The organism is Legionella sp. km772 (genome assembly GCF_003989735.1).
Lineage (GTDB): Bacteria > Pseudomonadota > Gammaproteobacteria > Legionellales > Legionellaceae > Legionella.
Map to the genome: position 1 here is coordinate 1 of NZ_RZGQ01000013.1, position 25903 is coordinate 25903.

Sequence of the window (25903 nt, forward strand, 5' to 3'; positions counted from 1 at the left end):
AGCTCTCCTGGCCTATGGACTTGTGGATAAGCCATTCTGAGAGTAAGGTGAATGAACTAACAAACCGGGAATAGCTCTTATTTTTCCTGAATTTTGTTCCAGATCCCCGGACCTAGCTAATTTTGCCATTTGCGTTTGCCACTGCACGAAATGCTTTTTCATTCCCTATGGCCCTAGCAAGTGCTAAATAAGAACAGGTTTGACCTGTTGGAATAGTTCTCAACGCTTCCCAGACGGCCTTTTGGAAAGTTGATCCTAGTAAATAACAGGGAGTAGAAAATTGAAAGGACACACCAGAAAAATAACTATTTACTTCTTGTTCAATTTGCTCCGTTATAATGGTTCGTCCAGGAATAACGCCCATTCTAAGGCGCACTCTTAAGCGCTCAATTTCATTTTCTAGGCCCCGTCGATCAATAAATTCCAGTAAATAAAGATAAGAATGATCAACAATTGCAATCATTGGTCCCAGCGGCGTATCAATCCAAGCAGCTAATAAGGCTCTACCATCAGCCCGGACAGGAGCATCGCCCAAAGCCCTAGAAAAAGCATCTCGAAAGCCACTTGAAGACCCATAACCTACTTGCAATTGAGCATCAATAATGGAATGTCCATTTTTAATGTAATTCATAGCTAATCCCATTCTCCTTGCTCGTGCATACTCAACAAAAGTCATACCGAATCTTTTTTTAAATTGTCGTCTTGCAGTAGACTCGTCTATTCCAAGCTCTTTAAAATCTCGATCTTTCCAGCGTTTTTCAGGATGACTTTCAACCGCTGCGATTAAACGCTCAATTACAGGTGACTGTTGATTGGGAGCTAATAAGGGTTTACAACGTAAGCATGGTCTATAAGAAGCGAGTAAAGCTTCTTTTGCGGTTGAGAAAAACTCACAGTTTTCAAATTTGGGTTTTCTTGCGGGGCAAATAACATGACAAAATATGCGCGTAGTTTTTACACCGACATAAAAAAGGCCATCGTAGCTAGAATCCCTTGCTAATAAAGCCTGATAATATTCCTGCTGCTTTTTTAGATTCATCTTAATAAATTCAATTGTTGGGCTTGATATAAGTATATTCCTATCTAAAATTTTTTAGCGCCGAAAATCAGGCAGCAATATGGGTAAAATATTAAGGTATAAACTGGTTGCCCCGTGCAATTAACAGACTCTTATGAGCACTTTGGTCAGCAAATCAAGCCGCTCATAAGATAAGTCATAATTTGAGCACGATGAGAACCCATCTAACTTTTAAAAATTAATTTATTTAATATAAAAGTAACTGGAAAGAGTAGAATAACTACCAATACCGGCGCAAATATCTTTGGTATGCCAACATCAACAAGAAGTTCTAATCCAGCAGCACCAATTAAATATTGTATGGCATAAACCAGAGGAAATTTTATAAAACTGTGCAATGCGATATAGCGATTAAAAACTCGTACATTCATAAAATATAATGCAATTATTGAAATAAAATAAGAAAAAAAATAAGCGTATTGGTAAGAAAAAAATTGATAAAATAATAAATAACAGGCATACATAATTAGGGTACTCAAGAGCCCGGTTAAAACAAAACCAATCATTTGCTTGCGTGTTTTTCTTCTTATTAGCATATCAATTATAGGTGTTAACTATTTATAGATAATACCCTGATATAAGGCATTAGCGAATAAGTTTATTAAATTTTCTGGAAAACTCTGATCTAATTTTAACACAATGGTTAATCCCCTTGACATCTATCTACTAGTAGATATAATTGGCGCTATGACTATATCTATGCAAGAAAAAATATTAACTACTGCGGAACGTTTAATTCAACAAATGGGTTATAACGCATTTAGCTATAAAGACATCGCGCGCGAGATCGGGATTAAAACCTCTAGCATTCACTATTACTATCCCAGTAAGGAAGATTTAGGACTTGCGGTGATTGAATGGCAAATTAACTATTTGTCTCCTCTATTAGAAAAAATTAAAAGCAATAAACAGCTCTCTTTACAAGAAAAGTTAGAGGATTTAGTCAATTTGATTTTTTCGCTAACCTTAGAAGACGAGATGAAAATGTGTTTAGGGGGTATGCTGGCCTCGGATGTACTGTCTTTGCCGGACAAGATAAAAATGAAGACTCGTTATTTTTTTAATCTGTTGGAGCAATGGATAACAGAAATACTTACTATGGAGGCTTATGATAAGCAAGGAAACGGACTTTATTCTGAGTCTAATCTTCCAAAGTATATATTGATGCAATTAGAAGGTAGTTTATTAATGGCACGATTATATAATGATTTATCTTATGCAAAACTATTAAAACAATTTATTCAAAAGTTAAGTTAAAATTTTTTAAGCGATTAATCTATCTACTGATAGATAGATTAATCTCCTACCACTTTAATAACCTGAGGAGTAAAATATAATGATTAACGAACAAACCATTGAAAAAGCAACTTACCTTCCTTTGGAGGGGGTAGCTGGAGCAGAGTTAAAGCTCGAGCATTTTTTAAAACAAGGCAGTCAATTGGTTCGTCAAACAGAACCTGGGACACCACTATGGTTTGGTCTGAAAGAAAATAATAGTTATGCTATATTCGATCTTTTTTATCAAGAAAGTGACAGACAGCAACATTTCAAAGGCCAAGTAGCTAAGGCACTTCAACTTAATGCGCCGGACTTAATAAAGGGCGGATGGGAAACAGGGGTTGTTCATAATGTAAATAACTTTGATATCATAGCTAGCAATCAATTTATTAAAGAACAAGTACTTAAGTCTAAACTTGCTAACTTAATTACTTTTAAAGCAAAACCAGGAAAAGAGCCTGAATTGGAGGATTTTTTGCTAGCAGCTGCTAAAAATGTAGATGCCAATGAAGAGCAAACTCATTTATGGTTGGCATTAAAAACCGGTCCCTCGAGCTTTGCAATATTTGATAGTTTTGCCCATAGCGAGGCTCAGCAATCTCATTTCTCTGGAATGGTGGCCCAACAGCTACAAAAACACGCTCCTGAATTAATTGTAGACGGATGGGAAGATGGCGTTCTGGCGCACGTTCACTTTTTTGACATTATTGCACTGTCTTAATTTTCTTTGTCTTGGTTCAACATAAAGCTGAGCCAAGACAAAACTTTTTTATATCGTGCAGGCCAACTCATCCTGATGTGCGAGCATGTCATTTGACCTGAGCTTGGGTGGAGCAAATAGGCCATGTTGATTGGTCTGGGTTAGTTTGTCTAATGATGCTTCTGCTGCAGGCGAAACAATCATATCCTCCAATTCAATACGTTGTGCTTGCGGTGGGGTATCACCATAGCCTAAACGCATTAGCATCCATAAATCATGTTCGCGAGAATCATTTCGGAAATGCTCATCCATTTCTTTATGTGCTTTATGATTGGTGATGACGCTTCCAAACGGATGGAGGTAAACATTATATTTGGTCATTGTAAGCCAGATCCTAGCCATCATATGTCCTGCTTTTTCCCAGTCTGTAGGCGTATTAAAAGGCCCAGAAATCCAAGCGACTGTTGCCGTACCACGCATCGTTCGCTCATAAACCCAACGCACCAATTGGTACACACCGGGAATATTAAAGATCCAGTTGGCATGAACAAAAAGCCACATGACTACTCCTGGTACATGCATAGTATAGGCAGCAAGACCATCGCGTTTCTTTTTAGCGCTCTCTCTATTAAAACGCATCCAAGACCCTACTTCATTCCGTGCTATCGTCTCACTCATATCTGCAAACATAGTATCTGCATTCAACCGCACAACCCAATCTACTTGAGCTTTATCATTAGAAAATTCAAATAAATGGTTATACTCCTTCGCAATTGCAGCAAGCTCTCTAAGTAGTTCTAATGACACCGTCTCACCATTATAAGGTAGGCGTGAAGTTCTGCGATCGAGAATTAATTTTCTATTCAGTTGCTCTTCTTTTTTACGCGGAATAAGCTTTAATTTTGCTAAGGCTTGTGGGCCCTCTTTACTCGCATCTAATTTGTCTACTTGATAATTCACAGCAATATCTAAACCTAAAGGTGCTGCGGCTACCGCTAAAGTTTCATTTAATATCCCAAAACCTACTTGCATAAAACTCCCGGTAGGATTTGTGCCGGGAATCAATCTTTTCGGGTCGTACATTAAAGTGAGGGTATCATCATCCTCAAAACGAAAAAGCCACGGTTGGGTATTGTGCGGTGATGGGGCCCATCGACCATACTCAAGAATTTCCATCCATTGTTTACGACTCATGAAAAAGCTGCTCCAATATTAAAAAATTGATGTAGTGCATCACACTATGGTAATGCCACACTAGCCCTATTTTCTTCGGATTCCGCCAGTAAAGATCTGCTCATTAACAAACTCACCCCTCGACATTGATCCGGATTAGGGAAATTGTAATGCTCTGGTAGATTCTCTTTTTGGAACACCAGAACTTGTTTACGATGTCCACCTGCTTCACTAATGGGACTCTGTCCTCGTTTAAAGAAACGAACCATGGGGAGTTCAGTTCCATCATTTAAATGCTCTACCTGATAGCGAAAATCTTGATTCATACCTACTAGTTTTGTTATTAACTGCTGGGCAAAATTTCGCATTGTTTCGTCGTCAAAGAGATCCACCTCATCATTAAGCTCAAGCCAAAACTCAAGCTTGTCATTACCTTCTGCATCTTGATAACTGTAAAATGCCTTTTTTAAAATTTGTCCATCTGTATCTAGATCAGCGACAGCGCGCTCTAATTCAGTGAAGGCTAAGTTAGCACCATTAAATACGACTGTGGAATCACGACCCCAAATAAACATCAGTGGAAAAGGTGTTTTCGGTTTATGGAAAATACCGTATTTAGCTAATAAAGCTTGTACATCGCTTGCAGCATAAATTCTACCTTTATCACCTAAGTTATAGCGAATGCGCGGAGAAGAGCGATCATTTCGGGTCGTAGTAAAAATTAAATCATCTTTTGATTGCTCTGTATTATCACATTCCACATGGTTATTCATCGGATCATAATGAAATACCATAGGCAAGCCTTTGTTGACGCCATAAAGTTCGCGCGCCAAGCCTGGATTATTCTCGATGGCTTTACGAACAATAATTTCGTCATCCGTTTCTGAGCCTAAATTAACATCTAAATCAGAGGCACCATAAGAGGAATAAATATCATTAAAGCCATCGCGAATTAAGATATCACGCATTGCCTCAGAAATGGCTTGTCCTCCTACAATGCTAATCAGTGAAAACTCACTGAGCTTATAGCCTTTCATTTTCACATAGGCTGCGAAATCTTTAAGAAAAGGAGGATATCCAGTGATTAAAATCTGTGTTTTTTCAGCATTTAATTTTTTGCTAAGTTCAATAATCTCATCTTTATATCGATTAATAAATTGTTGATTTTGAAGGCTAATTTTAGTTATTTGCTGTTCTAAAACCTCTTCTAAATCAGCTTGGCGATTTTTTAATACTTGTCGAATAATATTAGTAATCAATGAGGAGATTACCTCCCCTTGTTCTTGAGTTACATTGGGATTGTCAGTTCTAAATTTAGAAACTTCTAATTGAAGTTGTCGTTGCTCATATTGGGTAATACGTAAGATTTCATCAAGAATTTTTTCGTTATCGGGTCCCGTTGCAAATACGGAGCCTGTATTTCGCATTGCTTCAAATGCTGTTAAACCCGTAGCCCATGGGCCTAAAGCAAAAGCATTAATATAAGAAATTTTACGGTTGCCAAACTGAGCTTTTTCAGCTAACTCTAAAGTCTTTTTCACGACCTCGAGTTCTCTATCTCCCCTTACCCAGGCAGTAGCTTTTCCGGTAGTACCCGTAGAGGTATCTACTTTCCCATAAGCTGGGTATTTACCATATTTATGAGTATCAGAGTCATATTTTTGATATTTGATATAGTTCTCTTTATTAGTGATGGGTATATCACGGAGTGTTGTGGTATCAACAATTTTGCCATTATAACGAAGCATGTGTTGTTTATAAGCTGGAACCTCGGCGTAGGCTTCATGAAAACGTGCTTTAGCTAATATCTCACCTGCTTCTAATAACTCTTTTTCATTGCGCACAAAGATAAAACGTTTTTTAAAGCTATCAAGGCTAACCACTGTTTTTTGATAGAGCCAACTTAAAAACCGCCCTACAAGACTATCCCAGAAACTAAAGCTAAGCGAGCGTTGGTTATGTTCCCCTGCATGGCGCAAATGCTCCCCAGCCGCACTTTGTTTTTTCTTATCTTCATCCGAAACTTGATTTAGATTAGTACTAGCAATCATTTTTTGGTGAAGCAAATCAATTAATGCTTCATCATTAAGTGTTGCTGAAGCGGCCTTTCCTAAATATTTAATTAAACTATTACGATTAACCAGAAAACGTTGTTTATCTTTCCTGCCCATCTCATTAATTAATGTAGCCTCAATGGTGATAGTTTTATAAAATAAAGAACTAAACCAGCCATGAAGGCCTACCCCCATTTTTCCTATTTCATTTCTTGGGTTAACTTCACCTTGTTGAAACAATAAACGGGTCCCATAATCATTATGATTAAATAATATAACGGGTGACTTAATTTTATATATAGGCATAGTTTATCCAAAGTTGAAAACTAGGTGCATTTTATAAAAATTAAATTAAGGTATTATTAAGAGTTTTTTTGTTTATGGAAGATAGGATTTCTGATGGTAACTCTGCTGCAGAGGTAATATATCCTAGCCGCTGGTTTTTATCTTTTGGCTTTCGGTTATACAACGTCGAGCTACAATCCTAAAACTTCGTGAGGACAGCTAGCACAATAAGTACTTGACTGAGCCTCAATGTTCGAAAATATAATACGCCTCTTGATTCTATTTATCTTAAAGGAGTAAACATGCCTGGCTTTGATCTTTATTCGGATGATTTTAATTTTTGTAGCATTGATGATGAGCCGATATCAAGCGCGTATACCACATTGTTTTTGCTAGCCGGTATCCTTATTGCGACGGTTTCAATTGCAAAGTTTGCTGAATCAAATAATCGTTTTAATTATGAAAGTCGATTAGCACGCATCATAGCTGGTTTTTTGATTTTAACTATGAATATGTTTCATACTAAAAAAGGGGATCTAGAGCTTACTGATACCGAAAAAAGCTTAGTGGCCATAGGCCCGCATCGAACAGGTTGGGAGGGAATGGTTGTTGCGTCAAAAATGAAAGGGAGGCCACCGCGTTTTTTTGCAACGGATGCCTATAATGTTGTTCCAGGTGTATCCACTTTTATGACTATGTTTAAAACAATCCCCATAAAAGCCCATGCATCTAAAGGAAATAATGGACAATCAGCAAATGCTGAAGCTTTAGTTATTGCCAATAGAGAACTGAAGGACAATGGTTGCATAGCACTTTTTCCTCAAGGTAATTTTGCAAAAATAGGTCAGAAGCCTCATAGGGTGTATGTAGGAATAGCCAAGATGGCCCTAGAAGCGAAGTCGCCTATTCTTGTGATTAGGTTAGATGGTTTTTGGTGTTTAATAAATCCCCTTATACCCTTGTTTATACGTAACAACTCTTATTACCGCGCATTCTTATCCCTTTTTCATATGAACAATATACGTACGACCTTGTGTTGTAAAATTGATTTTCATTTAAATCCAGAAAATGCGCACTTAAGTGAAGAAGATATAACTAGAGAAATATGCGCTCAGCTTTATGCGTTCTATCGACATACAAAAGAGCTCACCAGTGAGCAAATCGAGACAATTAAAACAGAGATAAGCGCTAAAACCCACCTGTTAATTTGGGATAATAAAGTCAGACAAGATCAGTTAACTAAAGATCTTACTACTCTAGAAAAAGAAGCGGAGCAATGGGAAGAATTACCCTCGATAAGACCCTAGTTAAACCTAATTAGTGTTTGTATTCTTCTAAAATCTAATAAATAAGTCTCGAAGGATAATACAAAATTTCGAGACTAATGCTCTCAACAACTTTTTCTAGCTTTTGTCCAACAGTTTGGTACTGGCTTCTTTATTCTAATATGGGTTCCTGCGATATTATCATTTCCTTTTCTTTAAATATAAAAGCTTGAAAGGGTTGTAATAATAGTTCACTTCCTAGTCTGTTTGATGAATAAAATATCTCAAAACTAGCTTAATAGAGATTTCATTAAGAAGCTAAAGTATTTAATACCCTAGCTAATCTACAACCTGCTAGAGCTATTTGTTGTTCGGTAGTTTGGCGGGTATTATATTGATAATCTTTATTGGGTTTCTTGTGGGTACGGAGTGAATACGCCTGATTAGCTGCAATAAAATGCGCCCTATCTGCCCATTGCTCAGGTTTTTGTTGCTGAACCAGTTTACAAGGATAATTTTTTTCCAAAAAATGTGCTTTTATTCTAGTTTCTTGTGGGGTTTTATTGTTTAAAAATCCCGCTCCATTATCCCAGTATTGGTGAAGATTTTTACCATAAGGACTACTGGAAAAAAGATATAAATTTCCACCTAAATCGCCTTTAGGAAACCGTCGGCTAACTTTGGTACTCGCATGCAAGGGTTGATGAATATCACCCACGACATGAATCAATATTTTCAAATATAAAGCTTTGGTTGCATTATTTGTTTTAGCAGAATTTAAAACTAATATAGCTTGTTTGATTGCCCATACCGCATTTCTAGGTTTTATTCGCATCAATTTACTTTTATCTTTAGTAAAAGGAATATCAATGTAATGTAAGCTATTAAATTGGCGAAGATTTTTTTTGCGAATATCGTCTAGCCAAGTGGAAATAGTAACAAAATAAGATTCTAAATCCTGCTCTCTTACTTGGAAAATTTGGCTACACATCTTTTTGGCATGAGGACTTAAATTATCATAAGCGATTTGCGCTACTAATTTATGTCCTGCCCCATTCCATGTATAGCCAGTGATGCTGAAAACTATTAATAGTAAAAGAACAAGTCGTCGCATTCTTATCCTAAATATGGAGACCAGGCCGGCTCTTGTACATCACCCTCACGTGCTGGCAAGCGTATTCTTATCCTACCATCTAAGGAAACAATACCTAGAACTCCTTTGTCTTGATAATGAGTAGCGTATAAGACTAAACGGCTGTTTGGTGATACAGAAGGAGACTCATCCATACCTGAGAAGGTTAAACTAGCAATTGGGCCACCACTTGCACTTTGCAATCCGATGTTGAAATTTTTATCATCGCGATGCAACATGACTATGTTTTTCATATCGGGTGTATAAGATGCTCGCGCATTGTAATTACCCTCAAAGGTTAGGCGAGTCACTTGTCCATCCCCTAATGATAAACGATAGACTTGTGGAGAGCCCCCTCTTCCTGAGGTGAATAATAAGCTACGGCCATCAGGGGAAAAACGTGGCTCGGTATCAATAGCATCACCAAAAGTTAATTGCTTCATATTACCACTACTTACATCAACACTATAAATTTTGGGCGTACCGCTTTTTGATAGCACAACGGCTAGCTGACGTCCATCAGGGGACCAAGCGGGAGCACCATTAATTCCTGGAAAACTAGTAATCAAACGACGTTGGCCAGTTTCAACTGAAACAGTAAAAATTTGTGCTTTTTTCTTTTCAAAAGATACATAAGAAATAGCGCGACCGTCCGGAGCCCAGGAGGGAGACATAATGGGTTCAGAGGAAACTAATAAGCTTTGAGGATTATGACCATCAGCATCAGCCACTTCTAATGAGTAGCGCGAAGTTCCTCTGCCCCTTTGAACGGAGATGTAAGCAATCCGTGTTGAGAAAATACCGCGCTCCCCGGTTAGCTTCTGGTAAACTTCATCACTAATATGATGGGCTAAAGCTCTAAGTTGTCCTGCACTAATTTTATACGTTTTAGTGAGTAAAACCGCTCCATTTGCGGCAGCATCATTTAAAGTAAAAGATACCTCATAAGAGTTGCCTGCCCTATTAACTCTCCCCATAACAACACTGTCTGCACCTAATTGCTTTAAAGTATTAATTGACGATTGTGCATTAGGGCCTTGAGGACCAGAGACTATTTTAAATTGCCCCGATAAATTTAAATCATTTTCAATAACATGGGTTATTTCTTGAGCTGCGTTATCAGAACCAAATGAATTAATTGCGATTGGTAAAGCTGAATTAATCCCTTGAGTTAACTCTAAATCAAGAGCAAATACTTGATTTACAAAAACTAATAAAAAGAACGCGATAATTCGATTCATCACGAGTTTTACCCCCTAACTTGTTCAGGACGAACGGTTAAACTAATATCACGAAACAAACTAAATGTTTCAGAATCTGTTGGAACAGGAAGTGGTGAGGCTTTATGAATCGCTGTTTGAGCCGATCTATCTAGTAAGGCATCACCGCTGCTTTTAGTTAAAGATACCTCTAAAACCTCTCCATTGGGCGCAAGACGTATTCTAAATTGACTGGATAAAGAACTGTCTGCATTGTCAGGTAAAATCCAGTGTCGCCCAATGGCATTAACAATTAAAGCCTTATATTTGTCAACTTCCCCAGCTATTCGTGCTTGCTTCTCCGCATTGGCGGCAGCCTGTTGTTTCGCAGCTGCTTCTTCTTGTTGTTTACGCTCCAAATCTGCTTTAGCTTGGTCAGCCCGGGCTTTGTCCGCTTTAGCTTTTTCTTCTGCGAGTTTCTTTTCTTTTTCTAACTTTTCAGCTTTAGTCTTTTCTTCCGCTTTTTTCTTATTTAATTCAGCTAACTTTTTAGCTTCAAGCTCTTTTTGTTTAACCAGCTCTTCTTTCTGCTTTTTAAGCTCTTCGACATGTTTTGCTTCGCGCGCCTTTTGTTCCGCCAATTCTTTTAAGCGTTTTTTCTCTTCTTCAACTTGTTTTTTTCGGGCGATAGCAATTCTATTAGCCTCTTCTTTTAATTTAGCGATTTGTTTTTGTTCTTGAATACGTTGTTGTTTTGCCGCTTCAAGTTGACGGTTCAATTCCCTTTGCCGATTTAATTCAGCTTGCTTTTGTTGCTCTCTTTCTTGCTTTAAGCGGTTAACAGTATCCATTACTTCTTTGTTATCAATACTTACCGCTTTGACGATTTCTGGTTTTGCAGCAGACGCCATGGGTAAGTCTAATCCAGGCGAATTTTTTACTTCTTTTGTTAGTACTGGACGCTGACTTGAGGTGTCAGTCAATAAAAGAACTAATAAAAAAGCGTGCAATGCAATAGCTGAAAATAATGCTTTTTTATAACTTGGAGTACTGATCATGCCTTGCTCCCTGAGTCACTATTTTCTGAGTCAGTTAATAAGCCTACTTGTTCGGCACCAGCTTGCTTTAATAATGCCATTGCTTGTACCACTTTCCCATAAGGAACGCCTTGATCGCCCTTCACTAAAACATTTAATTTCTGGTTGGTTTGTTTGGCTAACTCTAACTCTGCCGCCACACGTACCACTAAAGCTTGAGATTCAATGGGATCCGCAGGAGTACTACTGATATTTAAAAAATAAGTACCCTGTTGATTTACAGAGACAATGATAGGCTCCCGTTCGGTAGGTTGTAAATTTTCACTAGCAGCCTTAGGTAAATCAACGGTTACCCCCTGGCTTAACATAGGTGCGGTTATCATAAAGATAACTAATAAAACTAGCATTACGTCAATGTAGGGAACCACATTAATTTCAGAAATAGGCCGCTCGCGTTTAGCTTTTGATCGAAGCATTTTAAATTTTATCCTCTTGCTGCGTTTGAGGTTTGTTGTTCAATTAAAGAAATCAATTCTTCTTGGAATACATCATATCGATTTAACAAATTATTAGCTCGCGTTGAATAGCGGTTATAGGCAATTACAGCAGGTATAGCTGTAAATAAGCCTAGGGCGGTTGCTACTAAAGCCTCAGAAATTCCGGGGGCAACCATTGCAATAGTGGCTTGTTGAGCATGGCCTAAGGCTTGGAATGAAGTCATAATCCCCCAAACGGTGCCAAATAAACCCACGTAGGGAGAAATCGATCCCACTGATGCGAAAAACGGTAAATGTTGCTCTAATTTTTCTGCCTCTTTAGCATGACTAATTTGCATCACGCGTTGAATAGGCTCAATAGCTACATTACCCTGTTTACGAGCGCGTACAAACTCTTTAAAGCCCGCATGGAAAATGGCAGCCATACCTTGTTTTTCGTCATGATTACTATCAACATCGGCATAAAGTTTACTTAAATCCCCGCTATCCCAAAAACGTCGAGCAAACGATTCTGTTAATTGTTTTTTCCTATTAAAAAACCATGCCCGTTGAAAGATTAAAGTCCAAGATACTATAGATGCAACAAGAAGCAGTAGCATGACCGTTTTAACGACTAATCCTGCTTGCATAAAATACATCAATACATTTGCTTGATTCCCCACTTTTCTCTCCAATATCGTCTATTTTACTTATATTTTTTAATTCCCAATTATATCGGGTAATCGCCTCGGCTTTAAGTTTTTATTTACACAAACAACTTTTACCTCTGCTTCGCAAATAAGCTGTTCCTCTTGATTGACAATTTTTTGCTCAAATATAAAGCTACAAGACTTTAATTTGTTTATTTCTGTACTTACAGTTAGCAGATCATCTAATCGTGCTGGCGCCCTATATTTTATAGATAAATCGCTAATAGCAAACAATATCTCTGTTGTGCTTAGATCACTAAGAAGCAAATTATAAGCGCGCAATACTTCGGTGCGAGATCGCTCCAAATAACACAAGTAATTTGCATGATAAACTATTCCCATAAAATCGACGTCCTCCGCATAAACACGCACTTTATTTTTATGGGTCTTTATCTTCATTTTTACTCAGTAATTTTTAAACCAAAATGCTCGTAGGCTCTTGGGGTAGCCATTCTACCTCGTGGAGTGCGCATAAGGAAGCCTTGTTGTATTAAAAATGGCTCCAAAACGTCTTCAATCGTGCCTTTTTCTTCACCAATTGCAGCAGCAATGCTCTCAACACCTACAGGACCACCTTGAAAATTCTCAATAACAGCTAACAGTAGCTTCCTATCCATTAGATCAAAACCATGGTGATCAACCTCTAACATCTCCAAGGCTTTTCGCGCTATTTCCGCAGAAATAATGCCTTGTCCTTTAACTTCAGCATAGTCCCTCACCCGCCTTAATAATCGGTTTGCAATGCGAGGAGTCCCTCTAGAACGCCGAGCAATCTCTTTTGCACCGGCAGGTTCTGTGGGCACCCCTAACAAGTGAGCTGAGCGACTTACAATTTGAGTTAAGGCCTCGGTTGAATAATATTCTAAACGTTGAACAATCCCAAACCTATCCCTCAACGGAGAAGTTAAAGAACCAGCTCGTGTCGTTGCACCAACCAATGTAAAAGGGGGAAGTTCTAATTTGATGGAGCGTGCAGCCGGTCCCTCCCCTATCATAATATCTAATTTATAGTCTTCCATCGCCGGATAAAGAATTTCCTCTATGACGGGACTTAAACGGTGTATTTCATCGATGAATAAAACATCATTGGGTTGAAGATTGGTTAAAATGGCCGCAATATCACCGGCACGTTCAATAACAGGCCCCGATGTTTGCCTAATATTGACCCCCATTTCGTGCGCAATAATATTAGCTAAGGTTGTTTTTCCTAAGCCGGGTGGACCAAAAATCAACACATGATCTAAAGCATCATTTCTTCTCTTGGCTGCATCAATAAAAATCTGCATTTGTGAGCTTACCGCTTCTTGCCCAATATATTCTTTAAGACTTAAGGGACGAATAGCTCTATCTATAGCCTCTTCAGAAAGAATACTTTGACTACTGATTAAGCGATCACTTTCCAGCATGGGATGACTTAGGGTTAGTAATGAATAAGCTAGTTTAACATAGGTTTTTTTATTAGCAGATGCTTATCTATTGATTTATTTTATTTTGGTATATTTTAAAACAAATCTCTTTTATAGATTGTTTTCTTTCTCATCAACATAGCCCATAACCAATTTTCGGGCTCTGAAAATGCGGGAACGAACAGTACCAATAGGACAATGCATTCGTTGGGCAATGGTTTCATAAGTTTGTCCCTCAAAAATATGCATACCATAACAAAGACGTAAATCTTCGGATAATTTAGCGACGGCAGACTCTACAAGATCCCCAAGCTCCATGTTCATTAATTGATGCTCAGGAGAGGTGCAAACTGTAAAACTCTGTTCATTAGCAAATTGCGCTTCAGAGTCTATACGTAAATTTAATGCGCGAAAATAATTTTTAATGGTATTTTGAACAATACGATAGATCCACGTAGTAAACTCGCAATCATTTTTGAACTCGGAAAGATGACGAAAAATTTTTAATAATACTTCCTGAACTAAATCATTGGTATAAGCATGATCATTAACATAAAAATACACTATTTGTTTTATTTTATGATGATGGCGCTCTAGCAAGGTATTATATGCCTCTAAATCGCCTTGCTGGGCTAAGTGAACTAAATTAAAATCACTCGAGGTGGAACGACTATTCATAATATGCTTCCATTAATTATGAGGGGTATATTGAACTTAGCTAAACTATATCAATCCTTGATTAGCTTATTATTGTTACTATATGTACATTATATACTAAGTTTTTGCTGACTTAAGATGCAGTAGGCGCAATTGCTGCTTAGATAGTTGATCATTAAATAAAATTAATAATTTATTTTTATTTAATTGTGAGGCTTGGAGTAATTGGAAAAGTGGATTGTGAATCAATACTATAATCTTGCAAAAAGCTTCTTCACCACCTTGTGAACTTATTACCCATTCATTCCCTCGCTGTCTTATTTCATGAAGTTCGGGGTGGGGTTTCCCTAACCGGTAATAAAATTGCCCTTGCAGCAGTAAACCACAAATTAACATCAATTTGACAGAAAAATAAAAAGAGGTATTAACAATAAATAAGACACTCAGAAAGTAAAGCACTAAGAGCAAACGTCTATAAATTGTAGAAATTTTAGGATTAACTATGAGCTCTAATGAAGGCAACAATTTCTGCTAACTCTTTATCTGAAGGCACTTCATGCCCCATTAACCAAGCAAATAATTCAGGATCAGTGTAGCTTAACAAAGAATCAAATTGTTGAATCTGATCTTTGCTAAGTAAATCTAATCCCTTTTCTAAAAAACGATGTAAAATGAGATCAAGCTCCAACATGCCACGACGACAATGCCAACTTAATCGTGCTTTTTCTTGAGCATTTAGCATTTTTATACTCTTTGATTATGAAATTACTTGCCTTAGCTTGTGCAGCAAATGATACACTAGCACTTTTAAATTAAGCAAGAATCAATCCTATGAATACTCATTTAATTAACTCTCGCGCTTATACAAGTATTAAACCAATTACTGAAGAATTAGCACTCAATCCACAAAAAAACTATCTATTTGATTTGCCTTATTTAGGTGTTTTGAGCCTTGAAGGAGAGAAATCGGTCGATTTTTTGCAAGGCCAACTCACTGCCGATATCCAAAAAGCTAATGACATCCAAATGATCCAAGCCGCTCAATGTAATTTAAAGGGGCGAATCTTAGCTTTACTTGATGTGGTTAATTGGAATGGAATAAAATTAGTTTTGCCTGAAGATATTCTAGAGCAAACTCAAAATTCACTCAGTAAAACTGCCTTGCTTTCACGAGTGAGTATAAAAGAAGAGAAACAATATAAACTTTTTGGGTTTTATCTGCAAAATCCTCAAGATTTAATCCCCTATTCGCTATATTTACCTAAAGAGACTTATGCAAAAGCTGAAAGTTCTTCGTTTTGCTATTATCATTTAGGACAAGGTTTTTATATCTTTCTTATCGATAACAATCAAAACCCTGAGCTGAGCTCTATTTTTGCAGAGAGAAAGCAATTATTAGGCTCATTAACTTGGCATAGCTTAAGATTAAAGCAGCATGAACTAAGCATTTACCCAGAATCGCGGGGATTATTTTTACCTCATCGACTAGACTTACAACAAACCTCTTATTTAAGTTTTGATAAAGGATGTTACAAAGGGCAGGAAATTATTGCACGAACCCATTATCGTGCCACACTTAAGCATCAATTACTAACTTATATCATTACTACTGAAGAAAAATTATTCTCAGGTCAGAAATTATACAAAAGTGATGAGGCGGTTGAAGTAGGTGAATTAGTAGACTTCTCTATTTTAGGAAATAATCAGTACTTAATAGCAGTGTCAATAGTAAAAAACGCCCCTCAAGAATTCCGTTTTGAACATAGTGCTCAAATTATTCAGTTAAAATCGGTCTAGGTCTCTAGGGCGTGTTGACACTAGAATGACATGGCCTGCACAAGGAAATTTGCTCTTACTCTAGACCTCCTGATGCCTCGCCGGCAGGTAGGTAGGAGCAATTGTCAACACGCCTTAGTATTAGTAATGCCATTTTCAAACAGCTAGTTAATGCATCCCTGGTCTCTTCAACCAGGGATGAACTTAATTAGACCAACTCTACATCTGAAGTTTGTAAGGTAGTTTGTGTTAAATCCAATAATTCACGTACCGCTACGAAATACATAGTATAAGTCAATACGGAACTAGATTTTAAATCGTTAACAATAAAGCGCCAACGCTCAATCAAGTCTCGATGTAAACCACCCCAAGCTTCTAAACAAGCGTTTAAGTCTTTTGCTTTACCATCGAAGCCAATGATCCCAGCAGTTAATTGCCGTTGTTGCCAATCTAAATCATCACGAAGAGCTTCACGTGATAAGGATTCCCAGTTATTTTCGGTAGTATGAATAATAATTTGGGTTCTTAGCCAAGCAATATCTAAATACTCTTCAATTCCAAAATATATTTCGGCTATTTTAGGAATTGACAAACCTTTTAGATGAGCGATTTCAATCAAATCAGGAGCTGCAAATAACCCACGAGTAACGGTTAATTCATGCGCAAGGGCCGCCGGAATACCATCATGAATTAGACTTTGATATTGTTGTTTATATTGCTCACGGTTATCTTCCCCAAATACCGCTGGCATTGATTGCTTGAGTTCTTTGATACCCTCTGAATACAGTTTAATGGTTTGAGTAACATCCTGTAGGCGGCGTTGAGCACGGATGAACCATCGCGTAACTCGTCTTGATAAGCGAACATAATACATCATCATTTCAATTTGTTTTTGTGCACTTATCTTAGTTCCCAGCTCCTCAATTTGTTTCCAAATAGACTCTAAATCCAACACTGTGCGCGCAATCATATAGGCTCTTACAATAAGAGCCACAGAAGCTCCTGTTTCTTCTTGCAAGCGATATACGTAGGTAAAACCCATCTCATTATTAATGATATTACTTAAACGTGTTGCAATAATCTCACGACGTAGAGGATGATCTTGCATTTGCTGACTAAAACGCGTTTGTAAAGGTTTAGGGAAGGCTGCAATAAGAGTCTGATTCATGAAGCTATCTTCAGGAACATCAGAGGCCAATATCTGCTCTTTTAAAATGGTCTTGCTGTAACACATCAAGACAGCAATATCAGGACGAGTTAAGCCTTGGCCTTTTAGTTTACGCTCCATAAGCGCTTTATCATCTGGCAAAAACTCTAAATTTCTATCAAGTTTTCCTGTGCGCTCTAACTCATTGATATAGCGACTTTGTAATTCCAGTGCACGTAGCGCTTGTGAGGCAGTTAAACTAATAGCTCGTGTTTGCAGGTAATTATCACGTAGAACTAGTTTCGCAACTTCTTCAGTCATCTCACCCAAGAGCTCATTTCTTTGTTTCGGAGTTAGATCACCTGAAGCAACAATAGAGTTTAATAAGATTTTTATATTTACTTCTTTATCGGAACAATTTACGCCACCCGAATTATCAATAAAATCGGTATAAACCATGCCACCATTTAGAGTATATTCCACCCTAGCCAATTGAGTTAAGCCTAAATTACCGCCCTCTCCAATTACCCGACAACGTAACTGTTTAGCGTTAACACGGGTTGCATCATTAGCGCGATCACCTACGTTGGCATTACTTTCTGAGCTTGCTTTGACATAGGTACCAATCCCACCACTCCATAATAAATCAACTTTAGCTTTGAGAATGGTCTTAATTAGCTCGTTCGGCTCAATTTGGGTTTGTTTAATACCAAAGAGCTTTTGCATTTCAGGACTAACAGGGATAGATTTAGCACTACGATTAAAAACGCCACCACCTTTGGAAATTAAGCTCTTGTCAAAATCAGTCCAATTAGAACGGGGTAAATTAAATAAACGCTCACGCTCTTTGTAAGTCTTTTCCGCATCGGGGTTTGGATCTATAAAAATATGAAGATGATTAAATGCTCCGACTAATTTTATATGACGAGACATTAGCATCCCATTACCAAAGACGTCGCCGGCCATATCGCCAATACCTACTACCGTAAAATCTTTGGTTTCAATGTCATAATCCAGCTCATAAAAATGACGTTTAACAGATTCCCAGGCGCCGCGTGCAGTAATACCCATTTTTTTATGGTCATAACCCACTGAACCACCGGAAGCAAAAGCATCCCCTAGCCAAAATTTATATTCTAGGGAAATTGCATTGGCGATATCTGAAAAAGTCGCGGTGCCCTTGTCAGCAGCCACTACTAGATAAGGATCATCTTCATCATAGGAAAGAACATTTTTAGGTTTGACGACCTGCCCCTCTTTATAGTTATCTGTAATATCAAGTAAACCGCGAATAAATAATTGGTAACAAGCAATGCCTTCTGCCATAATTTCTTCACGAGTCCCATTGATGGGTAAATGCTTAGGTACAAAACCACCTTTGGCACCACTAGGAACAATAACGGAATTTTTTACTTGCTGGGCTTTCATCAAGCCTAAAATTTCTGTGCGGAAATCTTCCCGACGATCAGACCAACGCAGGCCTCCGCGAGCCACTTTACCACAACGTAAATGAACGCCTTCAAAACGGGGTGAATAGACAAAAATTTCAAACATAGGTTGGGGTTTAGGCACACCAGGGATATTTTTACTATTCAATTTAATAGAGATGTAATTTTTGCATTTGCCTTTTGCGTCAGTCTGATAAAAGTTAGTTCTAAGGGTAGAGCTAATAGCATGCACATATTGTCTTAAGATTTTATCTTCATCAAGATTAGCTACATTTTCTAAATCGGCATAAATATCTTGTACTAAGGCCGTAAAACGTGCATCTCTTTTTTTAGATTCGCCTACATTAAAACGAATTGCGAATAACTTGACCAGTTTTTTAGCAATTCCGATATTATGATTTAATGCAGCTTCCATGTATTCTTGACTAAAGGTGAAGCCAATTTGTTTAAAATACTTGGCGTAAGTTCTTAATACAGCTACCTCGCGCCAATTAAGTCCACCCGATAAAACAAGTTGGTTAAACCCATCATTCTCAGCATTTCCAAACCAGACTTCTACAAAAGCATTTTGAAATAACTCTTTAATTTCATCTAAATGAATTTCGCTGTCTTTATTATATTGTAAAGCGAAATCATTCACCCAGGTGACTTTGCCATCCTCAAATTTGAGTTCATAAGGCCGTTCACTGATAGCACGCAAACCGAGGTTTTCTAGTATAGGTAACACATCTGATAAAGGGATAGTTGAATGATGTTGATAAATCTTCAATCGGAAATTGTGTTCTGATTCATCTAAAGGACGATAGAAATTAATCCCTAGCGGTTTTTCAGGGGTTAACGTTTCTATATGCTTAATATCATATACTGCGGTTCTGGGAGAAAAAACATCCGTGTAAGCACCGGGGAAAGCAGAACGGTAACGCGCAAAAATAGCATTTGCTTGCTCTTCACCATTGGCATCGTATAAATGGTGCTGTAAATCATCGGTCCAAGAACGCCCCGCGTCGATCAATTTTTTCTCAATTTCTTTAAGATCATATTCAGGAATATTTTGTGGATCAACACGAATAATAAAATGTATCCGTGCTAAAACAGACTCGGAGAATTGGGTAGAAAAATCGATTTCTTGGGCATTAAAGCTATCAGCCAGAATTTTCTGCATTGCTAATCGTAGTTCAGTATTGACCAACTCTTTAGGAATATAAACTAAACAAGAAATAAATCTTCTGTATACATCCATTCGTGCAAACAAACGAATACGTTTTCGTTCTTGCATGTAAAATATACCCATTGCGATTTCTAATAATTCCTCTTCAGACGCTTGAATTAAATCGTTACGGGGTAAGGTTTCCAAAATATTTAAAAGTACTTTTCCAGAATGGCTGCGCGGATTTAGAGTAGATTTCTCCATTACTAAAGCCACTTTATGCCTTAAAAAAGGTATTTGCTTTGGATTAGTATGATAGGCCGCCGAAGTATAAAGACCTATAATTCTTCGCTCACCGATGACCTCTCCTTTCTTATTAAAGCGCTTAATACCAATATAATCTGTATAGGCATTCCGATGTACGGTGGCTAGATTATTTGTTTTAGACATTACTAAAATGCGGGGGGAAAGGCTAAATTCTTGAGCCTCAGGCGCCATTGCCGAAATATTGCGCGTATGACCTGTGCTTAGGGTATCACGTAAAACACCTAGACCTGTATTAGGGATAGCTTGGAGTAAAGTATCGTTTTCTTTTTTTACCAGTTCATAATCTCTCATACCTAAGAAAGTAAAATGATGATCTTCAATCCAATGAAGTAAAGCTTTAGTCTCTTGAACCTCATTTGCATCCAAAACGTCGGCTACATTATTTAGCTCTGTAATGGCCTCTTTAACTTCAGCGCGCATTTTTTCCCAATCCTCGACCACAATACGATTATCATCTAAGGCTCGCTGCAAATTTTTATATAATTTATCTAAAACTTCAGGGTCCGTCTGCCTATCAATTTGCATAAAAATAGGGGCTTCATTGATAACACTACTACTAGTATTTTTACCATTACGAGGTAGCACCTCAGAGATTTTATTCTGTTTATCTCGTTTAACCTTAATCCCCCCCATATGCACAATAAGATGGGATGAGAGCCCCATTCTATTGATTACCATGCGCATAGAATCTACTAGAAAGGGCATATCATCGCAAATTACTTCAACTACAGTGTGGGTGGTTTGCCAACCATGCCGTTCAAAATCCGGATTATATATATGAATTTTGGTTTCATGAGGCTTACGCTCGGAAATTAGGGACCAAAAATTAACAACAGCGCCATATAAATCATCAATATCCCATGCAAGTAAATCTTCCAATGCAACTGTTCCATAAAATTGCTCTGCAAATTCCGCGCAAAACTTGCTTTGATCACCAGCCATAGAATGCTTAATTTTTTCTATTACAGCTGCAATTAAAACATCTTTGCCTTCTTCAAATTTATAAGACATTAATTCACCCCATTCAGTTGCCGTTGGATACGGCCTCAGTTATTTATGTTATTGAATGTATACTAAAGTATCTGTTGTGACCCATTGCGCCAGATTTATCATTTCACTATTTCTTACGCGAATGCAGCCACGTGAGCCTGGTATTCCTAAAGGTGTTGAATCGGGGGTTCCGTGGATATAGATATAACGTTGTAAGCTATCCACATCCCCTCCTTTATTACGACCAGGTTCTAAACCTTCCAGTTGTAAAATCCGCGTTAAAATCCAATCTCGGCCCGGATTATTTTTCCCCAACTCTGAAGAGTATATTTCTCCGGTCCATTCACGAGCTACAAATACACTATTTATTTCATTATCTAAACCGATAACGGAATAAATTCTATGCCAACCTCTAGGTGTGCATTCACTATTCATCTTTTCCCCCAGACCGTTTTTTCCGGTGGAAATTAAATAAGTAAAACTTAACTGATCCGCTTCGTAAGCAGTTAATTTTTGCTCGGCTGCAGAAATAAAAATGAGTTTATTTGTTTTCTTCATTGTTTAATCGCTAACTACTATAGTTTTAGTATTTACAAATTCTAATATGCCTTCTTTTGATAACTCTCGGCCATAGCCTGAATTTTTTATGCCACCAAAAGGTAAGCGCGGGTCAGAAGCAACAAGAGCATTTACAAAGCATACACCGGATTCAATTTCTTCAGTAGCAATACGCTCCCCGCGCTTCAAATCTTTGGTAAATACCGCCGCACCTAAGCCATATTGCCCCATATTTGCAAGTCGAATTGCTTCTTCCTCATTTTCTGCAGAGCAAATAGCAATAACGGGTCCAAACAATTCTTCATCAAAAGCAGGCATTCCAGGTTTTACTCTTGTTAACAAAGTAGGCGGATAATAGAACCCCCTACCATCAGGAATTATACCACCACCTAATAATTTAGCACCTTGTTTCAAAGATTTTTCTACCTGTATTTGCAATGTTTCTCGCAGATCTTTTCGCGCCATCGGGCCTAACTTAGTTTGGGGATCTAAAGGATCACCTGTGGTAAAATGGCTCATATGTTGCTGAATTTTTTCGAGCAGTTGTTCTTCTATTGTTTTAATTACAATAACACGTTTAGCAGCAATGCAAACCTGACCAGTATTATTTAAACGGGAACTTACAATATTTTGGGCTGCTAACTCTAAGTCCGCATCTTCTAAAACTAGATAGGGATCACAACCACCTAACTCTAAAACAGATTTTTTTAAATTTTTTCCTGCTTGCTCAGCAACACTTCGACCCGCCCTCTCACTGCCTGTTAAGGTTACAGCTATAATTAAAGGATGTTCAATTATTGTTGAAGCACCGTTGTTATCAACAATAAGGTGTTGAAATAATGAGGGTGGAAAACCGGCTTGTTCAAATAACTCTTGAATTTTATTTCCTGTACCTGTTGATATGGGAGCATGTCTTAAGAGTGCAGCATTTCCCGCGAGAATCGTGGGAACAGCAAAACGAAAGACTTGCCAAAAGGGAAAATTCCACGGCATGATAGCGAAAACAATCCCTAGCGGATTGTGACAAACTTTAGCAAGTCTCATTTCCGTATTAATAATACGAGGAGCTAAATATTCCTCTACATGTTCAATATAGTGCTCACAAAGACGGGCACATTTTTCAATTTCAGCTCTGCCAGGAGTTATTGGTTTACCCATTTCTAAAGACATTAATTCCGCTGATGCATTAGTTTGCTCTCGTAACAAGCGTGTCATTCGCCTCATTTTTTTTTTGCGGGTTGCAAAATCAGTGGTGCGCCAAGATAAATAAGCATCCTGGCCAGCTTTTATTTTATGATGAATTTCTTTATCACTTAGACAATCATAACTTGCCAGTATTTGTTCAGTTGCTGGATTAATTGTCTGAATTTTCATTTTGTCACCATAAAAAGGGAAGATTTATGAAGTTTAGTTCAATTTTAAAGAGAAATTGTTTAAAACTAAAAGACTTGCCTTGCACTTTACTTTTGATTATTGATACTATTTTGATATTTTATGCTGTTTTTTCTGAAAGAACAGTCCATTAAATCAAAATGTTAATTTATTATTACTGTGGGATCTTAATGACGCCTAAACAAACCCATCTTTTATCGTATATTGCAGCTTGGTCTGTGCATCTATTTACAGCAAGTGGTGCTTTTCTTGGCATTCTTACGTTAGCCAAGATTTATCAGCATGAGTATATAATGGCTTTATGGCTCATGGCGATAACTGTTTTTATTGACGCCGTTGATGGAAGCTTTGCTCGTCTAGCCCATGTAAAAGTGATTTTGCCGAAAATAGATGGAGCTCTATTAGATAACATTGTTGATTATTTAAACTATGTCATTACTCCTTGTTTCTTCTTATTAGTTAAGCCGGACATGCTCCCGCAAGATTATTCTATCTTTCTTATAGCAATTATTTCTATTACTTCGGCTTACCAATTCTGCCAAGATGATGCCAAAACCCCTGATCATTTTTTTAAAGGATTCCCTTGCTATTGGAATATCGCCGTCTTTTATATGTATATTTTTGATACTTCCGCTATTAATAACGCTATTTTGCTCAGTATATTTTCCATCTTAATTTTTGTTCCAGTCAAATATGTTTATCCATCTCGGCTAGATTATTTAACTGACTCCAAAACACTAAAGATCCTGATGCATTGTTGTTCGGCTTTATACGGAATAAGCTCGTTAGTTTTACTTATTTATTACCCTGATACCAATATGGTATGTCTAACCCTATCACTAGGTTATATATTAATGTATTTGTTATTAAGTTTTTATAGAACTTATTCTCCTTTAATAAAAGCTAAAATAAATGCCCATAAAGATTTGTAAGCTTTTTTTGATCTCAGCATAGACTTTGCTTAATTTATGATTAAAATAACACTTAAAATTTGTTTTGAGGAAATTATGTCTCTATTTAATTGTGTTACTCGATCACTCATGCTTTCTACTCTTTTAGTTAGCTCGCTTAATGCAGCATCTTCTTTTCCGAGGGGATGTGAAGTATCAGGTTTTGGTTATGATCAAAGCAATCTAATTTTAAATGAAAGTGGGGAGCAATCGTATTATCTTATTCAAAACCGCTCAGACGCTAAAATTGAGCTTGAGCGACATGATACTGCCGATGCATTTATGAGTCCTCCCTTGCTTGCTTCTCTAGACTCAATGAACTGGGCAGCTTTTGCTTCGGATGTGAAAAATGTAAACTTTAAATGCTACAAGCGTATGGATGACAATACTTCTTTAGTGGATTGTAGAGATGTACTAGAAATCTGCCAGTACCCCCGGGTGCGTTTTGCTTTAAGCAACATGGGAAACTACTGGATTTCAGTTAATAAAAGTCAAGCTAATGTGATTCAGGACTCCGTTGCCAAAGGTATTTATTTAAAATGGTGATATGTGCGTCTCCAATCATTTGCTAGTGGCACTTATCTAACACTCGGAATACTAGGTGCCTGTATTTCATTATATGGGTATCTCTTTCAGAGCCAAGAGCCTCAAGTATATTATGTACTAGGCTCCTTGGCCTTATTAGCGACCGCTATTTATTATAAGTTAGCTTACTTCATTGCCCTCGAGCTCATTCTAATCGCGGGCCATCTCGCTATTTTATTTGGTAGCGGCTCTCATACTCAATTTACTTTACCCTTATTATTGTGTCTTCAACTTATTATTGTCTACTCAATGTTAGGACAAAATAACCTTATGTTTTTGATAATTGGAATTTTGGGTATAGCTTTATTGTCTATAGGTCTTGCTTACCATAATCACTGGTTATTCTTCTTTGGCAGTCTTTCTATAGCTTTGTATGCCTATTACCGGGGGTATAGAGGCCAGAAAGCTTCTTACTTATGGGCGATATTAAATACTATTTTCGCCCTATTGGCACTTTATCATATCTTTATAAATAGAGTATAACGATAACTTTTTTTCGATTTGAGATCAAAACTTCTTCTACTAGCTAGAAAGTTAAATCTCCTTTAATAGGATACGAATATGAGCAGAACACCATCCACTATGATTGCCTTAGGTACTAAGGCCCCCTACTTTGAATTAGAAGACGTTACCACAGGAAAAAAAATCAGGTTTAATGGACAAAACCAACATAAAGCTACATTGATTTTTTTTATTTGTAATCACTGTCCTTATGTTAAACATATAAATCATGAACTTACCCGTCTAGCTAACGACTATATACCACGAGATGTTTTATTTTTAGCTATTAATTCTAATGATGTCATTAATTATCCTGACGATTCACCAGAGAATATGAGATTAACCGCACAACAAGAAAAATATCCCTTTTCTTATCTCTATGATGAAACACAAGAAGTGGCCAAAGCCTATCAAGCCGCATGTACTCCTGATTTTTATTTATTTGATGAGCAGCACTCTTTAGTATATAGGGGGCAATTGGATGATTCTCGGCCGGGAAATGATATTCCAGTTACTGGAGATTCTTTACGGCACGCGTTAGATTGTCTACTAAACGGCCAGCCCATCAATGGTATCCAAAAAGCAAGTTTAGGTTGTAATATTAAGTGGAAATAAATTGAGACTAAAAAAAG

Annotated in this window: 25 protein-coding genes; 8 read left to right on the forward strand and 17 right to left on the reverse strand. The window is 37.5% G+C overall.

Annotated elements, in window-relative coordinates; translation table 11 throughout:
• Positions 1 to 112 precede the first annotated feature (112 nt).
• Positions 113 to 1039, reverse strand: a complete 927-nt coding sequence (locus ELY15_RS02920) for a bifunctional transcriptional activator/DNA repair enzyme AdaA (RefSeq protein WP_127098153.1) — start codon at positions 1037 to 1039, stop codon at positions 113 to 115.
• Between the two features lie 203 nt (positions 1040 to 1242).
• Positions 1243 to 1614 (reverse strand): GtrA family protein, encoded by a 372-nt coding sequence (locus ELY15_RS02925; protein WP_127098154.1) that lies wholly within the window; start codon positions 1612 to 1614, stop codon positions 1243 to 1245.
• A 163-nt stretch (positions 1615 to 1777) separates the two neighbouring features.
• Between ELY15_RS02925 and ELY15_RS02930 the strand changes: the two genes are divergently transcribed.
• Both ELY15_RS02930 and ELY15_RS02935 read left to right on the forward strand, forming a co-directional pair.
• Positions 1778 to 2335, forward strand: a complete 558-nt coding sequence (locus tag ELY15_RS02930; RefSeq protein WP_127098187.1) for a TetR/AcrR family transcriptional regulator — start codon at positions 1778 to 1780, stop codon at positions 2333 to 2335.
• A 79-nt stretch (positions 2336 to 2414) separates the two neighbouring features.
• Entirely contained in the window at positions 2415 to 3077 is a 663-nt protein-coding gene (locus tag ELY15_RS02935; RefSeq protein WP_127098155.1) for a hypothetical protein, read from the forward strand.
• 48 nt (positions 3078 to 3125) lie between these two features.
• On the opposite strand, the gene ELY15_RS02940 is transcribed toward ELY15_RS02935, so the two are convergent.
• Positions 3126 to 4250 (reverse strand): hypothetical protein, encoded by a 1125-nt coding sequence (locus ELY15_RS02940; protein WP_127098156.1) that lies wholly within the window; start codon positions 4248 to 4250, stop codon positions 3126 to 3128.
• Positions 4251 to 4294: 44 nt separating this feature from the next.
• Entirely contained in the window at positions 4295 to 6589 is a 2295-nt protein-coding gene (locus tag ELY15_RS02945; protein ID WP_127098157.1) for a hypothetical protein, read from the reverse strand.
• Between the two features lie 281 nt (positions 6590 to 6870).
• Here ELY15_RS02945 and ELY15_RS02950 point away from each other — a divergent pair, with 281 nt between their 5' ends.
• A complete protein-coding gene (locus ELY15_RS02950; RefSeq protein ID WP_127098158.1) occupies positions 6871 to 7875 on the forward strand; it encodes a 1-acyl-sn-glycerol-3-phosphate acyltransferase in 1005 nt (334 codons plus the stop codon).
• A gap of 268 nt (positions 7876 to 8143) precedes the next feature.
• On the opposite strand, the gene ELY15_RS02955 is transcribed toward ELY15_RS02950, so the two are convergent.
• The 10 genes from ELY15_RS02955 to ELY15_RS03000 form a co-directional block, all read right to left on the reverse strand.
• The gene (locus ELY15_RS02955; RefSeq protein ID WP_127098159.1) at positions 8144 to 8947 is read right to left on the reverse strand and encodes a S1/P1 nuclease; all 804 of its coding nucleotides are present in this window, start codon (positions 8945 to 8947) and stop codon (positions 8144 to 8146) included.
• Between the two features lie 2 nt (positions 8948 to 8949).
• Positions 8950 to 10209 (reverse strand): Tol-Pal system beta propeller repeat protein TolB, encoded by a 1260-nt coding sequence (gene tolB, locus ELY15_RS02960; RefSeq protein WP_127098160.1) that lies wholly within the window; start codon positions 10207 to 10209, stop codon positions 8950 to 8952.
• Between the two features lie 5 nt (positions 10210 to 10214).
• A complete protein-coding gene (gene tolA, locus ELY15_RS02965) occupies positions 10215 to 11222 on the reverse strand; it encodes a cell envelope integrity protein TolA (RefSeq protein WP_127098161.1) in 1008 nt (335 codons plus the stop codon).
• The gene (tolR, locus tag ELY15_RS02970; protein ID WP_127098162.1) at positions 11219 to 11677 is read right to left on the reverse strand and encodes a protein TolR; all 459 of its coding nucleotides are present in this window, start codon (positions 11675 to 11677) and stop codon (positions 11219 to 11221) included. The genes tolA and tolR overlap by 4 nt, the downstream gene beginning before the upstream one ends.
• An 8-nt stretch (positions 11678 to 11685) precedes the next feature.
• On the reverse strand, positions 11686 to 12336 hold the full coding sequence (gene tolQ / locus ELY15_RS02975) for a protein TolQ (protein ID WP_127098188.1): 651 nt from the start codon (positions 12334 to 12336) through the stop codon (positions 11686 to 11688).
• A gap of 60 nt (positions 12337 to 12396) precedes the next feature.
• A complete protein-coding gene (gene ybgC, locus ELY15_RS02980) occupies positions 12397 to 12786 on the reverse strand; it encodes a tol-pal system-associated acyl-CoA thioesterase (RefSeq protein ID WP_127098163.1) in 390 nt (129 codons plus the stop codon).
• Positions 12787 to 12788: 2 nt separating this feature from the next.
• Positions 12789 to 13793: a Holliday junction branch migration DNA helicase RuvB gene (ruvB, locus tag ELY15_RS02985; RefSeq protein ID WP_127098164.1), complete on the reverse strand. Its 1005-nt coding sequence runs from the start codon at positions 13791 to 13793 to the stop codon at positions 12789 to 12791.
• Positions 13794 to 13904: 111 nt separating this feature from the next.
• Entirely contained in the window at positions 13905 to 14471 is a 567-nt protein-coding gene (locus ELY15_RS02990) for a sigma-70 family RNA polymerase sigma factor (protein ID WP_127098165.1), read from the reverse strand.
• Between the two features lie 96 nt (positions 14472 to 14567).
• Positions 14568 to 14972, reverse strand: a complete 405-nt coding sequence (locus ELY15_RS02995) for a hypothetical protein (RefSeq protein WP_158617404.1) — start codon at positions 14970 to 14972, stop codon at positions 14568 to 14570.
• Positions 14947 to 15192: a succinate dehydrogenase assembly factor 2 gene (locus ELY15_RS03000; protein ID WP_127098167.1), complete on the reverse strand. Its 246-nt coding sequence runs from the start codon at positions 15190 to 15192 to the stop codon at positions 14947 to 14949. Before ELY15_RS03000 ends, ELY15_RS02995 begins: the two co-directional genes overlap by 26 nt.
• A gap of 80 nt (positions 15193 to 15272) precedes the next feature.
• Here ELY15_RS03000 and ELY15_RS03005 point away from each other — a divergent pair, with 80 nt between their 5' ends.
• Positions 15273 to 16247, forward strand: coding sequence for a folate-binding protein YgfZ (locus ELY15_RS03005; RefSeq protein WP_370449373.1), 975 nt, complete (start codon positions 15273 to 15275; stop codon positions 16245 to 16247).
• Positions 16248 to 16434: 187 nt separating this feature from the next.
• Here ELY15_RS03005 and ELY15_RS03010 read toward each other — a convergent pair whose 3' ends face one another.
• The 3 genes from ELY15_RS03010 to ELY15_RS03020 are packed head-to-tail and all read right to left on the reverse strand — an operon-like array spanning position 16435 to position 23217.
• Positions 16435 to 21306 carry an NAD-glutamate dehydrogenase gene (locus ELY15_RS03010; RefSeq protein WP_127098169.1) on the reverse strand — a complete coding sequence of 1624 codons (4872 nt, stop codon included), beginning with the start codon at positions 21304 to 21306 and terminating at the stop codon, positions 16435 to 16437.
• A gap of 48 nt (positions 21307 to 21354) precedes the next feature.
• Complete coding sequence (locus ELY15_RS03015; RefSeq protein WP_127098170.1) at positions 21355 to 21843, reverse strand: L,D-transpeptidase; 489 nt, start codon at positions 21841 to 21843, stop codon at positions 21355 to 21357.
• Between the two features lie 3 nt (positions 21844 to 21846).
• The gene (locus ELY15_RS03020) at positions 21847 to 23217 is read right to left on the reverse strand and encodes an NAD-dependent succinate-semialdehyde dehydrogenase (RefSeq protein ID WP_127098171.1); all 1371 of its coding nucleotides are present in this window, start codon (positions 23215 to 23217) and stop codon (positions 21847 to 21849) included.
• A 188-nt stretch (positions 23218 to 23405) separates the two neighbouring features.
• On the opposite strand from ELY15_RS03020, the gene pcsA reads away from it, so the two are divergent.
• The 4 genes from pcsA (at position 23406) to ELY15_RS03040 (ending at position 25886) form a co-directional block, all read left to right on the forward strand.
• On the forward strand, positions 23406 to 24167 hold the full coding sequence (gene pcsA / locus ELY15_RS03025; RefSeq protein ID WP_127098172.1) for a phosphatidylcholine synthase: 762 nt from the start codon (positions 23406 to 23408) through the stop codon (positions 24165 to 24167).
• A gap of 75 nt (positions 24168 to 24242) precedes the next feature.
• Positions 24243 to 24731: an enhanced entry protein EnhB gene (locus tag ELY15_RS03030; RefSeq protein WP_127098173.1), complete on the forward strand. Its 489-nt coding sequence runs from the start codon at positions 24243 to 24245 to the stop codon at positions 24729 to 24731.
• Positions 24732 to 24734: 3 nt separating this feature from the next.
• On the forward strand, positions 24735 to 25253 hold the full coding sequence (locus ELY15_RS03035) for a hypothetical protein (RefSeq protein WP_127098174.1): 519 nt from the start codon (positions 24735 to 24737) through the stop codon (positions 25251 to 25253).
• Positions 25254 to 25331: 78 nt separating this feature from the next.
• Complete coding sequence (locus ELY15_RS03040; RefSeq protein WP_127098175.1) at positions 25332 to 25886, forward strand: thioredoxin family protein; 555 nt, start codon at positions 25332 to 25334, stop codon at positions 25884 to 25886.
• Positions 25887 to 25903 lie beyond the last annotated feature (17 nt).